The organism is Pseudomonas sp. SDO55104_S430, assembly GCF_054070595.1.
On record NZ_JBSVXG010000153.1, the window covers coordinates 1 to 14037 of the forward strand.

Genomic DNA, 14037 nt, shown 5'->3' on the forward strand with positions numbered 1-14037 from the left:
CTTGCGATTTTCGGGTACATCCACAAATCCTGTAGGAGCGAGGCTTGCCCGCGAATGCTTCACCCCGATCCAAAGCCGGAAATCCCCCGAAATTTAATCCCTTCTTAACCCGCCTGGCGTCTTCTCCCTCGATACCCCGCGACATGCCTCAGGCTCTCCAAGAGCGGGAGCAGCGTGTAGACTGGCGGGCAATCGATATCTTGAAGGGAAACGCGATGAGCGAGGAAACACTGCGGTTGAGCCGTGAACGGCGCTATCTGGTATTGCTGGGCATCATCTGCCTGGCGCTGATCGGCGGCGCGCTGTACATGCAAATCGTCCTCGGCGAGGCGCCATGCCCGCTGTGCATCCTGCAACGCTACGCCTTGCTGCTGATCGCCATCTTCGCCTTCATCGGCGCCGCGATGAGCAGCCGTCGCAGCATCACGACCTTCGAAACCCTGGTGGTGATCTGCGCGCTGGCAGGCGTCGGTGTGGCCGGGCATCACGTGTACACCCAGTTCTATCCTGCGGTGAGCTGCGGCATCGATGTGCTGCAGCCGATCGTCGATGACCTGCCGCTGGCCAAGATCTTCCCGCTGGGCTTCCAGGTCGATGGTTTCTGCTCTACGCCGTACCCGCCGATCCTCGGTTTGTCCCTGGCACAGTGGGCGCTGGTGGCCTTCGTGCTGGTGGTGATTCTGGTGCCGTTGCTCACGATGCGTAACCGCAAAAACCTGCGCTGAGGTCGTCGACGGGCAACGTCGCGTCGCTTTGAAAAAACGCCCCGGTCCTGGAAAAAGGACCGGGGCGTTTTTCGTTTTCAGAGACAGGATGAAAAGTTCGTGACATGAGGCAATTCGGGGTGCGGCAACTGTGCGACATGTTGTCACATCTTTTGTGTCACACCGGCTTTCGAGCGGGCGGATTGGTGCGCGAGCGCGGGACGAAATTGGCCCGCTTTTCTGCTTGGCTACTTCGCTGCCATCAGGCTCGAGCAGGCAGTTTTAACAGGCTTTGGCGATTTGCCAGAGCCCCCGCCATATGGGGCTCTGACGCTATCACGCACAGCGATCGGGCACTCGATACTGTCTGAAATGCGGGTAGGTAGACCTACTTATTTTGGTGTTTTTGTTGAGAATCAATTTCTATAACATGCCGCACTTTTACGGGTTTCGTGAAGCATTGTTGCGACTCGGGATATAAATTATTTCGGGATGAGACATGGTTTAAAAAAGTCGAAATACCTACAATCGCCCGCACTGAATCCCCGGCGCTGCTCACCCTCACCAGGTCTTTGAGCAGGGAAGGGTGTCGAAGGGGCCGGTTGGCTTCATGAGACTCCCAGGTGTCGGTGCTGCAACCATCCGCACCAAATGGAATTGGTCTGTAACAAGGCCTTTGACCACGAATCGAATAAGAACTCAACGCTAGCCCAGGATTTGTCGAAACGCGTCTGACGCACGACGGGCCAGCCCTTATTCAATCCAAGAAAAAATGCCAACCCTTGGCAGGGTGAAGTGTTGGCGATCAAAACCCAACTGCATGGCGCAAGCTGCTTTAGAGGTCGTGAGATGATTAAAAACAGGTACCCCAGACTACTAGGCTTATTGCCCCTGATCGGCATGTTGTTGCTGTCAGGCTGCAACATGACCTTGCTCAACCCCAAGGGCCAGGTCGGTCTGGATGAGCGAAACCTGATCATCACCGCAACGCTGCTGATGCTGTTGGTCGTGATTCCGGTGATCGTGATGACTTTCCTGTTCGCCTGGAAATATCGCGCCTCCAACACCAGCGCCACCTACACGCCGAAGTGGAACCACTCCACCAAGATCGAGATCGCGGTGTGGGCTGTGCCAATCATGATCATCATTGCCCTGGGTTACGTGACCTACAAGTCGACCCACGCCCTGGATCCGTACAAGCCGCTGGAATCCGACGTCAAGCCTGTGACCATCGAAGTGGTCGCGCTGGACTGGAAATGGCTGTTCATCTACCCGGAACAAGGCATCGCCACGGTCAACAAGATCGTGTTCCCGGCGCACACCCCGATCAACTTCCGTATCACCTCTGACGCTGTGATGAACTCGTTCTTCATCCCTGCGCTGGGCGGCCAGATCTACGCGATGGCGGGCATGCAGACCAAGCTGCACCTGATCGCCAACGAAAACGCTGAAATGGACGGTATCTCCGCCAACTACAGCGGCGCGGGTTTCACCGGAATGAAATTCAAAGCGATCGCAACTTCTCAGGAAGATTTCGACGCCTGGGTCAGCGAAGTCAAGAAGTCGCCTAAGCAGCTCGAATCAGCTGAGTACGCAGCCCTTGCCAAGCAGAGCCAGAACAACCCAGTCGAGCTCTACTCCTCGGTTACGCCGAACCTGTTCCAGACCATCGTCGACAAGTACGAAGGCATGAAACCAGGTCCGAAAGTGAAGCACGAGAAGAAAGAGAAAGAAGTGGCCGCTACGGACATGAACTCGCATTCAGCTGCCGGGGCAGAGGAGTAAACGATGTTTGGTAAATTAAGTTGGGAAGCAGTTCCTTTCCACGAGCCGATCGTGATGGTGACCATCGCCATGATCGCGCTCGGCGGTGTGGCACTGTTCGCGGGTATCACCTACTTCAAGAAGTGGACCTACCTCTGGACCGAGTGGCTGACTTCGGTCGACCACAAGAAAATCGGCGTGATGTACATCATCGTCGCCATGGTCATGCTGCTGCGCGGCTTCGCCGACGCCATCATGATGCGTACCCAGCTGGCCATGGCCACCGAGGGTTCGCCTGGCTACCTGCCACCTGAACACTATGACCAGATCTTCACCGCTCACGGTGTGATCATGATCATCTTCATGGCGATGCCATTCTTCACCGGCCTGATGAACCTTGCAGTGCCGCTGCAGATCGGCGCGCGTGACGTTGCCTTCCCGTTCCTGAACTCCCTGAGCTTCTGGCTGCTGGTTTCCGGCGTAGTGCTGATCAACCTGTCCCTGGGCGTCGGCGAATTCGCCAAGACCGGTTGGGTTGCCTATCCGCCGCTGTCGGGCCTGCAATACAGCCCTGGCGTGGGGATGGATTACTACATCTGGGCGCTACAGCTATCGGGCCTGGGTACGACGCTGACGGGGGTCAACTTCCTGGCCACCGTTCTGAAAATGCGTACCCCTGGCATGAAGCTGATGGACATGCCTATCTTCACCTGGACCTGCACCTGGGCAAACGTTCTGATCGTGGCTTCGTTCCCGATCCTGACCGCTACCCTGGCACTGCTGACGCTTGACCGTTACATGGATTTCCACATTTTCACCAACGAACTTGGTGGCAATCCGATGATGTACGTCAACCTGTTCTGGGCCTGGGGTCACCCTGAGGTTTACATCCTGATCCTGCCGGCATTCGGCATTTTCTCGGAAGTGATCTCGACCTTCACCGGCAAGAAACTGTTCGGCCACCACTCCATGATCTACGCATCGGGCGCAATCTCGATCCTGGGCTTCATGGTTTGGCTGCACCACTTCTTCACCATGGGTTCGGGTGCCAGCGTCAACGCCTTCTTCGGTCTGGCGACGATGCTGATTTCCATCCCGACGGGTGTGAAGCTATTTAACTGGCTGTTCACCATTTACCAGGGCCGTCTGCGCTTCACCAGCCAGGTTCTGTGGACCCTGGGCTTCATGGTGACCTTCGCCATCGGCGGCATGACCGGCGTACTGCTGGCCATCCCGGGTGCCGACTTCGTTCTGCACAACAGCCTGTTCGTGATTGCGCACTTCCATAACGTGATCATCGGCGGTGCGGTATTCGGTTACATCGCAGGTTTCGCCTTCTACTTCCCGAAAGCGTTCGGCTTCAAGCTGCACGAAGGTTGGGGCAAGGCAGCGTTCTGGTTCTGGATCAGCGGCTTCTTCGTCGCGTTCATGCCGCTCTATGCACTGGGCTTCATGGGCATGACCCGTCGTCTGAACGCCACTACCAACCCTGAGTGGGTGCCGTACCTGTACGTCGCCATGTTCGGTGCGGTGATGATCGCCGTCGGTATCGCTTGCCAGCTGATCCAGCTCTACGTGAGTGTGCGTGACCGCAACAAGCCAGAGAACATGTGCGAACACGGTGACCCGTGGAATGCACACACCCTGGAATGGTCGACCTCCTCGCCACCTCCGTTCTACAACTTCGCCGTGCTGCCGAAAGCCGACGTTGTCGATCCGTTCACCGAAGCGAAGGAAAACGGCACCGCGTACCAGACTCCGGTCAAGTACTCGCCGATCCACATGCCGAACAACACCGCGACCGGTCTGGTCATGGGTGCTCTGTTGACCGTGTTCGGTTTCGCGATGATCTGGCACATCTGGTGGCTGGCAATCGCGAGCCTCGCTGGCACCGTGATCTACTTCGCGATCCACGCGGCCCGTGATGATCAAGGCTATATGGTGCCGGTCGACGTGATCGAGCGCATCGAAGCCGAGCAGCACAAGCGTCTGGTAGCGGCCGGGAAAGTCCGGGCCAACGCGACCACCCGTGTTGAAACCTCGTTGGAACAGGCTTAAACCATGTCGAACTTAGTGACCAATGCTGGACACGCCCATGGTCATGACCATGGGCACGATGACCACCACCACGACTCGGGCGAGATGACCGTATACGGTTTCTGGCTCTACCTGATGACCGACTGCATTCTGTTTGCGTCGATCTTCGCGGTGTACGCGGTTCTGGTTAACAACGTAGCCGGTGGCCCGTCGGGCCACGACATCTTCGAACTGCCATATGTACTGGGCGAAACCGCTCTGCTGCTGTTCAGTTCGATCACCTACGGTTTCGCCATGCTGGCGTTCTTCCGTGGCAACAAGAAGCAGGTCCTGGGCTGGCTGGGCATGACCTTCCTGCTCGGTGCCGGCTTCATCGGCATGGAGATCAACGAGTTCCACCTGCTGATCTCCGAGGGCTACGGTCCTAACCGTTCGGGCTTCCTGTCCGCGTTCTTCACCCTGGTCGGTACCCACGGTCTGCACGTGACCAGCGGTCTGATCTGGATGGCGATCATGATGTACCAGGTCAACAAGCACGGCCTGACGGCGACCAACAAGACCCGTCTGAGCTGCCTGAGCCTGTTCTGGCACTTCCTGGACGTGGTGTGGATCTGCGTATTCACCGTTGTTTATCTGATGGGGACTATGTAAATGGCTAACGCTCATTCCCACAATGACCACCACGACGACGGCAGCCACGGTAGCGTCAAGTCGTACGGCATTGGCTTCATCCTGTCGGTCATCCTGACCCTGATCCCGTTCGGTCTGGTGATGTACCCGACGCTGCCGAAGTCGATCACGCTGATGATCGTCCTGGCATTCGCAGTGATCCAGGTGCTGGTGCACCTGGTGTACTTCCTGCACCTGGACCGCTCGGCTGCACAGCGTAACAACGTCATCGCGTTTGTCTTTGCCGCGATCGTGATTGTCCTGCTGGTTGGTCTGTCGATCTGGATCATGTTCAGCATCCACACGTTCATGATGGCGAAGTGAGGTAAATCCGCATGTCCTTCAAGCACTTTATCCAAATCACCAAACCGGGGATCATTTTCGGTAACGTGCTTTCTGTGGCAGGCGGATTCTTCCTGGCCTCCAAAGGGCATGTCGATCTGGCCATCTTCCTGGCCGCCATGATCGGCACGTCCCTGGTGGTCGCCTCCGGTTGCGTGTTCAACAACTGCATCGACCGCGACATCGACCTGAAGATGGAACGCACCAAGAACCGTGTGCTGGTCCAGGGCCTCATCTCCCTGAAACTGGCCCTGGCCTATGCGACCGTCCTGGGTGTCGCCGGCGTTGCGTTGCTGTACAAGGTGGCCAACCCGTTGGCCGCACTGTTCGCCGTGATCGGCTTCGTGATCTACGTCGGTCTCTACAGCCTGTACCTCAAGCGCAAGTCGGTTCACGGCACGCTGGTGGGCAGTCTGTCGGGCGCCATGCCGCCGGTCATCGGCTACGTCGCGGTGAGCAACACCTTCGACATGGCTGCACTGACTTTGCTGGTGATGTTCAGCCTGTGGCAGATGCCGCATTCCTACGCCATCGCGATCTTCCGCTTCAACGATTACCTGGCCGCATCGATTCCGGTGCTGCCAGTGAAGCGCGGAATCCAGGTGGCCAAGAAGCACATCCTGATCTACATCCTGGCCTTCCTCGTGGCGACCCTGATGCTGACCTTCAGCGGCTACGCCGGCATGAGCTACCTCGCCGTCGCCGCGGCCATGGGCATGTACTGGCTGTACATGGCCTGGACAGGCTACAAGGCAGTGGATGACACGGTCTGGGCACGCAAGCTGTTCGTGTTCTCGATCTTCACCATCACCGCGTTGAGCGTCGCGATGTCCCTGGACTTCAAAGTGCCGGCCGAGTTGTTGGTGACGTACGCGCCGTAAGCGTCGGATTGCTGTAAAGAAAACCCCGCACCTTTGAGAGAAGGTGCGGGGTTTTTTGTTGGGTGGGGTTTAGCAGGCGTGTTTGATTTCATTTGATTGCTTGCGGCGCGTACGGGCGATAAAAAGTCTGCCTTCATGTCTTTAGGAAAATGCTGCATGGCATTTGGGAAACGTCCTAACGCCAACTCCCGTGCACCTCAGTACGGTCCATTTCGATCACCACACTCCCTCAGTGGTAGAGGTTCGAAATGGAATTGCAGGACGTAATTGTTCCCCGATTGAATACGAACACGGCGCTGGGACAGGCATTGGTGTCGATGTTCAAGTCAGTCGAAACGCAGCTCGTGGCTGAAGGTGCAGAATCAGGTGCACTCAAAATCGTCGTCTTTGGTGGCTGCGCGGTTCACCTTTACACCAATCATCGGGTCTCTACGGATGTCGATGCCGAAACGTACGAGGTCAATGTTCCTGAAGGTCTTCACCTACAAGACGTTCTTGCGCTGGTTCCTGAACTGTTCGTGGATGAACGATCCGGACGACTGATGGAGTTGAACTACGACCTGCAATACAACACAAGTTTCGGTCCGATCCATGAAGACTATTGGGAACGCAGCCTTCCTCTGGCAGAGTTCTCCGTCGAGTCCCCGCTGCATGTACATATCGCAGCGCCTGTCGATGTAGCCATCTCAAAACTGGGTAGAGCTACGGATCAGGATATCGGCGATATCATGGCGCTCCTCAGAGCCGGCTTCATTCTTGGCAGCGACTTCCATCGGCTGGCGCTGCAGGCGATTGATGTATATGTTGGCAACAAAGAGCCACCAACCTCCGTTCTCGCCAACATTCTGGATGACTATCTGGAGACGACAGATGATGAAGCCATTTGACGAGCACGTCCTCTCCTCAGCTTTGGACATATTGGTTAGAAGTCCTCTGGATCAGGCAGATGACTTTGCACTTATCAGCGCAGCCAAGGCTGTGTGGTACTCGGACTCGAGTCTGGAGTGCGAGATATCAGAATTCATGAGCAGCCATACTGACGATTTGCAGTTACGGCGCGCAGGTTATCTGCTTGAGCGCTTCACTCGTTTTGCATGCGTATCTGATTCCCGAGTATCTGAGACCCTGAGCGCGCTTGAGCTTTTTGCTTATGCAAGGTCCAGACAGGAAGTGGAGCAACGCTCAGGTATAGCACTCCACCAGCGCCGGGATACGCTTGCTGTCTCCTGGGGGCTGGACGAAGGGCTTGGGCTGAAGGCTCAGGCTCTGATGCCTTACCAGACCCGACATTACGAGGCAAAGCAGCGCCTGATGTGATCGGTACGTTGAAAGCTCCGTACTTGGAGAAACGAAGCGGCTTTTTTATTGGGAGATTTCAAGGTTGAGTCAGAAAAAACCGAAACAGCCACTTCCTCAATCAAAGTCTGAAGCCGCGAGTAATCGTGATCTTTTTAGAGAACTGATGCAGGGCATAGAAGAGATGGCCGCTCAACGGGAGGGCAGAATTCTGGAGAATGCAGACGTCGGTCAGAGCAAGATTGCGAGAACCGATCAACGATGAGGTCCTGTACCCCGAGCTTTGCCTCGGTGCAAAAGAGCCTTTCCAAAAGCCCCGTGTTTCTATCGAAGCACGGGGCTTTTCATTTACGAACGGTTGTTACACGGGGCGTCGAGGACCTTTGCAACGTCATCAATAATGGCTTTGCTCATTTCCTGCAAAAAATGCGAGGCCCAGGCATACCGGTCGGAATTGCGAACCATGGCCGCGTCTGAAGCTAGTAATTTGGCGAGATGGAGCAGGTCTGAAGCATGGGACAGGGCGGCTATGACCGGGACACCGGCATTAACCCGGAATAGCGGTTCGTTGGCGTGATAGGAGAACGGGGTGAGGCCGATGGTGTTGAGCTTTTGGGGATTGGTCATTGAGCTTCACCTCTTGTTGCTTTGGAGGTGGTGAATGATTTTTGGAGCAGATGGATCAATAGCGCTCATGGGTAAAACTCCCGGATCAAGTTGAGAGCTACCACGTTCGTTATCAGGCGAATGGGTGGCAGCTGTGCGCAGGCTGATAAACCGGAGATACGGGATCCGGCAGACCCGAAGGTCTCCCACACACAGCCGCCATTGCACGATGTGCAGACGCAAAAAAACGCCGGCAATCGTGATTGGTGGCGCTTGTGCGCCCGTATCTTACCCGGGTTATCAGGCCCGGTCGCTGAATTGGCAGCGACAGGTCGAAGTTAGCCGGCGAGGGAGGGCGCAGCAATCGTAGCGATCTGCTGGCAACGCATGCGTAGGGGCACCACAAACCCTGTGGGAGCGGGCTTGCTCGCGAAGGCGGTCTGTCAGGCAACATTGATGCTGAATGTGACACTGAACTCCAAGGAGCTGCCGAAGGCTGAGATTTTTTGATCTTGCCGTTAAACAAACAAGATCAAAAGATTGCAGCCTGCTGTGTTGGATTGAGCCAGCTCCTACAAGGGATTGCAGGTCAGCTATCGAGCAACCGCAGAAACCGCTCCCGCACCTGAAAATTATCGCTGTGCGCCACATTGAATCTCAGGAACTGGCTCGCATCCGGCGCTTTGCTGAGCAAGGTACCGGGGGCCAGTACGAGGTCGATATCCATGCCTTTTCGGGCCAGTGTTTCGGCGTGCAGCCCTTGAGGTAGTCGGGTCCAGATGTACAGGCCTTCGTGGGGCAAGGAGGACACTGAACAACCGGCTTCCATCAGCCATGTGGACACCCGGCTGCTCGATTCGTAGAGGCGGTCCACGGTGCGTCGGGTATGTTTGGCGTAGCTGCCGTCGCTGAGCATGGCGCAGATGATCTGCTCGGCCAGTTCCGAGGTCATGCCGCCGCAGGCCATTTTCAGGGTGACCATGCGCGCAGCCAGTTGTGGTGACAGCACCGCGAAACTGACGCGGCTGTTGGCGGTCAGGGTCTTGGAGAATCCTGATATGTAGCTGACATTGTCCAGCCCACCCGCCGCGAGGCGCGGGGTCATTCGTTGCTGCAGGTCGCCGTACAGATCGTCCTCGACGATGTGGAAACCGTAGCGATGGCTCAACTCCAGCAGGCGATAGACCTGTGCCGGCGAGAACGAGTGTCCGGTCGGATTGTGCAGGACGTTGTTGGTCATGTAGAGCACAGGGCGCTGGGTATTGACCAGTTGCTCGAAGGCCTCCATGTCCATGCCGTCGGCACCGCGGGGAATGGTGATGACCCTGGCGCCGTGCAGGGCCAGGTTTGTGTGCATGGTGATGTAGCACGGGTCGTCGAGCAGCACCGTGTCGCCGGGTTTGACCAGCAGGCGCATCAGCATGTCGATGGCCTGCACGGTGTTGGCGGTGGTGACGATCTGGTCCACCGGCACTTCGATGCCGATCGCCGACAACTTGACCCGCAACGCCTCGCGCAATGGCAGATAACCCGCCGCGACGCCGTACTCGCCCATTTGCAGGGACGTCGCGCGAACGGTACTGCGCACGGCCTTGAGCAGTTCATCGGCTGGCAGCCATGAGGAGGGGAGGAAACCGGCACCGGGACGCAACGCACCGGTGTCCTGCAGCACCGCGCGGCGAACCACGCTCAGGGTGTCCTGGGGTTGCAGATCCGGCCCGGCATCGCTCTTGATCGGGGTAGAAGAACGGTGAACGTAGTGGCCCGAACCCTGGCGCGACACCACCAGACCCTTGGCCCGCAAGCGATCCAGCGCATCCACCACTGTGGACTTGCCCACGTTCATCAGCTCGGAAAGTTCGCGAATCGGCGGCAGGCGCGAGCCGTGCGGTAGGCCACCCTGATTGATCGCTACTGACAGTTGATCGACGATCTGCTGGACCAGCGGCACACCTGGCTGGAACTCGAAGGCGGCGATGACGGCGCGCTGAACCTGCATTTTACTGGTCTCTCCGGCAGTAAAGTTCGTTGGATTCTATACGAACTTGCTCTGATGAAAATAAGCCTCTGTCTCTAACATCAGCTTACAGACTTTCCTGACTGTGGGCGTTCGAGCCCTGAACAGTCAATGGTTTCAGAGGTGCTGCATGAGTGTTCAAACAACAGCCGCCATCGCCAAACCGGTGATCAACATTCGCCTGTTTGCGATCCGCATCATCACCGCCGTGTCGCTGTTTGCAGTGCTGGGCAAGGCCAACGTCTGGCTAGACACCGCCACCAACAGCATCCTCGCCCTCGGCTATCGCGCCTTGCTGTTGCTGCTGCCGCTGACCTTGCTGGTGCTGGGTCGCCGCTCCCTCAGCGTCACCTTGCTCTGCGCGGCCGCGGGGCTGGTGCTGCTGGCCGTCACCAGCAACCAGGGCGTGGTGATGTTCGCCGCCGCGTTGTTTGCCTACGGCATCGCGATCGCCGGCTACCTGATCAAGAGCGAAGCGGCGCAGACCAAGGAAGGCGCGGCCTACAACCGCGTCGCAATGAACATGGGCAGTCTGTTGGCCGGCCTGATCCTCCTGTCGCCAATGCTCACCCCGACCATGTTCTTCATCGGTGCCGCGGCCTTCGTGCTGCTGTGCCTGCCGATCGCCCATGGCGCGACCTTTACCTCGGAACCTGTGACCGCAAGCCCCGTCACCCATGACGGCAGCGGCTGGCGCAACAAACTGCCGTGGGTGATCGCCGGGATCATCATGGGCATCAAGCTGTTTGGGGTGTTCTCGATTCTGCCTCAGGCAATCCTGCTCAAGACCGGAGAGCTGCCCGCCTGGTACGGCCTGATGCTGATCCTCAACAGCGCCGTGGTGGTGTTCGCCCAAATGCCAATGATGAAGCTGATCGAGCGCACCGGCCGCTTCAAGGTGCTGGCAGTGATCGGGATCATCTTCGCCGGCTTCGCGGTGCTGTCATCGCCCGCTGCATTCCACGTCGAAACCCTGGTCGGCGCGCTGATCTGGGTCGCACTGCTGTCGCTGGCCGAATGCGCCTTCAGCTACCTCGATTACTTCTCGGTCAAGCAGAACAACATGTTCGTCAAGGAAGTCTCCCTGGGCGTGGGTGCCGGTCTGACCGTGCTGATCATGCGGGTCGTGCCGGCGCCGTACAACGCGCTCGTACTGGCGGTCATTGGCGCGGGCGGGATCCTGGCCTGGTTCTGGTTTAACCGTAAATCCCAAGCGTCGTTACACGACTGAGTCGTCGCGGGTGCGGGTTTTAATTTGCAAGTCGGGGGCATTATGAATACGACTTCATGCGTCATTGTGGTGGGTTACAACGGTAGTCGGGTTCACGATATCCCGAAGCTGCGCGAACTGTGCAAGTCGCTCTACAACGCGCGGCTGATCCTGTTGGTCGAGCAGGTCCAGCCCAATGACGATCAAGTGGCCGATCACGTCTGCACGACATCGTTCGCCGAGCAGGACGTAGCCGCGTCCCTCGAACTGGTGGTGGGTTGCCTGAAAGCCGATCTGTGGAAGCTGATCGGGGTGCTGCCGTTTTCCGATCGCGGCGTGCTGCTGGGTGCGGCGCTGGCCAGTCATTTCGGCCTGCCGGGCATCACCCCCGCCGAAGCGCGCGCGGGGTTGGACAAGCAGATCTTCCGCAGCCTGGAGGTCGTGGCCACCCAATCTCCCGAGGACTATCGCCCGGTGTTTTCCACGCGGGTCGAGAGCCTCTCCGATTTGCGTCAGCGGGTTGTCGAGCTGGGCGGAAAAGCCTTCATCAAGCCGGCTTGCGAGGGTGCGAGCCGGGGCTGCCGGGTCATCAATCATCCGTCCGAATGCGATGAAGTCTGGCAGGCGCTCAAGCCCTACCGCGAAGGCGGGATCGTCATCGAAGAGCTGATCCAGAACGCCCGCGAATACAGCTGGGATTGCGTGGCCGGCAGCACCTGGATCACCGAGAAAACCACCACCGAAGGCGCCTACCGCGCGGAGATCCAGCAGGTCGTGCCGGCACCTCTGCCGGACACCGTGCAATCGCAACTGCTCGACGCCGGGCGGCACATGGCCGATCTCGTGTCGCTGGACAACGGCGCCTGGCACAACGAAGTGTTCCTGCGCGCCGACCATTTGACTTCCGCCGTGGAAACCAACATGCGCCCCGGTGGCATGCACATCTGGGATCTGGCGCATCGCGCATTCGTCGATTTCAACCCGTGGGAGCGCTGGGTGCGTTGGGCCGTGGAAGGTCACATCGAGCCCTTTGCGCCGGTCGCTCGCGGCTATTGCGGCATACGTCTTCTCCGGGCGCCAGCCGGCGGCATTTTGCGTTCGATACCCGATGTCGAGGTCTTGGCCCGCTCGCTGAATATCGAGGTGGTTGAGGCCAAGTTCGCCAAGCGCATCGGTGACTCGGTGTCCGCGCTGGTGAAGGACAACTTCTCGTTCATCGGCCACATCGTGCTGTTCAACGAGCACTACGAGCAGCTGAGCAATGACCTGCTGCGTCTGGCGCAGGCCATCGAATCAAACATAGGGATCACCAGTCTGGAGCCGCCCGTGAGGGCAGCAGGTTAAGTCACAGGGATCGAAGTTTTCAGCAGTATTGATCAAGAGGATTGGGTAAATGATTGAACACATGACCTGTGATGAGCGTTTCATCGCCCTGGCCAAGGAGTTCGGTTTCGACATCTATGGCGAGAACACCGTTGGCGGCCGTTACACCCCGCTGATCCGTCACCACGATGAGCTGTACATCAGCGGCCTGGTGCCGCGCATGGATGGCAAGATTCTCTATCCGGGCCGGGTTGGCCTGGACTTGAGCATGGCGGACGCACAGGCGGCGGCGAGCATTAGTGCGTTGCGCGGCCTGGCGCTGATCGTCGATGCCGTGGGTTCGCTGGACAAGGTCAAGGCGCTGATCCGGATGAACGTGTATGTGAAGTGCACGGCGGATTTTGTCGATCTCAGTGACGTGGCCAACGGCGCCTCGGATGTCATCAGCCATGTGCTGGGTGATGCCGGTAAACATACGAGGACAACTGTCGGTGTTTATCAATTGCCGAAAAACGCTGCAGTGGAAGTTGATATGATCGCGGCGCTGCGTCCTGCGGTTCTGTAATTGATTAAAGTCTTGGCTTTACAGTTGCAAGTTGTTGTCCTAGTGTCTGGTGATTCAAGTCACCAGACAGTTGGTATTTGCCGATGAATAACGTTCAAGGTGGGTTCTTTTCATATAAGGATTTTCGCCAGAGTTTGAATAACCCGCCGATCGGTGCGCGGGTTTGGAAACAGGGCGAACTGACGGACATACGTCAGAGTCTGGCGGACAGCGACGTCGATATCGTCGCGCTGGCCCACGACAACAGTCCCGAAGGTTGCAGGCTGACACCCGGGATGGCGGTCTCCATGCAATGGCTGATTCCAGGCTCAACATTGGTCGGTCATGCCCATGCCTGGTGGCACCTTTTCATCATTCAGGCCGGCAGCGGCACCCTGACCCTGGAAGGTGCCGATGAAGTCAGCGTCAGCCCTGGCGACGTGCTGCTGGTACCGGCCTGGACCCGACACGGCTTCGTCAACACCAGCAAAACCGAGCCTCTTGCCATGCTCAACATGAGCAACATGCCGCAAATGGCCCAACTCTCCAACGCCTCCCTCTAATTCCCACGCCCCCCTGTAGGAGCGAGCACGCTCGCGATGGTCTTGAGGTCGCGTCGTCTAGCCTGATGCCCCGCGTTATCG

The 14037-nt window shown here is 57.9% G+C and carries 14 protein-coding genes; 12 read left to right on the forward strand and 2 right to left on the reverse strand.

The window, feature by feature from the left end; translation table 11 throughout:
- Positions 1–215: 215 nt before the first annotated feature.
- The 8 genes from ACW9JE_RS22010 to ACW9JE_RS22045 all read left to right on the forward strand — a co-directional run bounded on the left by ACW9JE_RS22010 (position 216) and on the right by ACW9JE_RS22045 (position 7714).
- On the forward strand, positions 216–725 hold the full coding sequence (locus tag ACW9JE_RS22010) for a disulfide bond formation protein B (RefSeq protein WP_457433929.1): 510 nt from the start codon (positions 216–218) through the stop codon (positions 723–725).
- An 828-nt stretch (positions 726–1553) separates the two neighbouring features.
- Positions 1554–2489 (forward strand): ubiquinol oxidase subunit II, encoded by a 936-nt coding sequence (cyoA, locus tag ACW9JE_RS22015; RefSeq protein ID WP_224533695.1) that lies wholly within the window; start codon positions 1554–1556, stop codon positions 2487–2489.
- 3 nt (positions 2490–2492) lie between these two features.
- Entirely contained in the window at positions 2493–4526 is a 2034-nt protein-coding gene (gene cyoB / locus ACW9JE_RS22020; RefSeq protein WP_224533694.1) for a cytochrome o ubiquinol oxidase subunit I, read from the forward strand.
- 3 nt (positions 4527–4529) lie between these two features.
- On the forward strand, positions 4530–5156 hold the full coding sequence (locus ACW9JE_RS22025; RefSeq protein ID WP_224533693.1) for a cytochrome o ubiquinol oxidase subunit III: 627 nt from the start codon (positions 4530–4532) through the stop codon (positions 5154–5156).
- Positions 5157–5498 carry a cytochrome o ubiquinol oxidase subunit IV gene (gene cyoD, locus ACW9JE_RS22030; protein WP_175376016.1) on the forward strand — a complete coding sequence of 114 codons (342 nt, stop codon included), beginning with the start codon at positions 5157–5159 and terminating at the stop codon, positions 5496–5498.
- An 11-nt stretch (positions 5499–5509) separates the two neighbouring features.
- Entirely contained in the window at positions 5510–6397 is an 888-nt protein-coding gene (gene cyoE, locus ACW9JE_RS22035; RefSeq protein WP_224533692.1) for a heme o synthase, read from the forward strand.
- A gap of 248 nt (positions 6398–6645) precedes the next feature.
- Positions 6646–7284 carry a DUF6036 family nucleotidyltransferase gene (locus ACW9JE_RS22040; RefSeq protein WP_457433930.1) on the forward strand — a complete coding sequence of 213 codons (639 nt, stop codon included), beginning with the start codon at positions 6646–6648 and terminating at the stop codon, positions 7282–7284.
- On the forward strand, positions 7268–7714 hold the full coding sequence (locus ACW9JE_RS22045) for a hypothetical protein (RefSeq protein ID WP_457433931.1): 447 nt from the start codon (positions 7268–7270) through the stop codon (positions 7712–7714). Before ACW9JE_RS22040 ends, ACW9JE_RS22045 begins: the two co-directional genes overlap by 17 nt.
- Before the next feature lie 327 nt (positions 7715–8041).
- Here the strand turns inward: ACW9JE_RS22045 and ACW9JE_RS22050 are convergent, their stop codons facing one another.
- Positions 8042–8320, reverse strand: coding sequence for a DUF3077 domain-containing protein (locus ACW9JE_RS22050; RefSeq protein WP_457433932.1), 279 nt, complete (start codon positions 8318–8320; stop codon positions 8042–8044).
- A gap of 568 nt (positions 8321–8888) precedes the next feature.
- Positions 8889–10298 carry an aminotransferase-like domain-containing protein gene (locus tag ACW9JE_RS22055; RefSeq protein ID WP_457433933.1) on the reverse strand — a complete coding sequence of 470 codons (1410 nt, stop codon included), beginning with the start codon at positions 10296–10298 and terminating at the stop codon, positions 8889–8891.
- A 148-nt stretch (positions 10299–10446) separates the two neighbouring features.
- On the opposite strand from ACW9JE_RS22055, the gene ACW9JE_RS22060 reads away from it, so the two are divergent.
- The 4 genes from ACW9JE_RS22060 to ACW9JE_RS22075 all read left to right on the forward strand — a co-directional run bounded on the left by ACW9JE_RS22060 (position 10447) and on the right by ACW9JE_RS22075 (position 13956).
- Positions 10447–11547, forward strand: coding sequence for a hypothetical protein (locus ACW9JE_RS22060; protein WP_457433934.1), 1101 nt, complete (start codon positions 10447–10449; stop codon positions 11545–11547).
- A 42-nt stretch (positions 11548–11589) separates the two neighbouring features.
- The gene (locus ACW9JE_RS22065; protein WP_457433935.1) at positions 11590–12870 is read left to right on the forward strand and encodes a biotin carboxylase; all 1281 of its coding nucleotides are present in this window, start codon (positions 11590–11592) and stop codon (positions 12868–12870) included.
- A 49-nt stretch (positions 12871–12919) separates the two neighbouring features.
- A complete protein-coding gene (locus ACW9JE_RS22070; protein WP_175376021.1) occupies positions 12920–13414 on the forward strand; it encodes a RidA family protein in 495 nt (164 codons plus the stop codon).
- 83 nt (positions 13415–13497) lie between these two features.
- Positions 13498–13956: a cupin domain-containing protein gene (locus tag ACW9JE_RS22075; protein WP_457433936.1), complete on the forward strand. Its 459-nt coding sequence runs from the start codon at positions 13498–13500 to the stop codon at positions 13954–13956.
- Positions 13957–14037 lie beyond the last annotated feature (81 nt).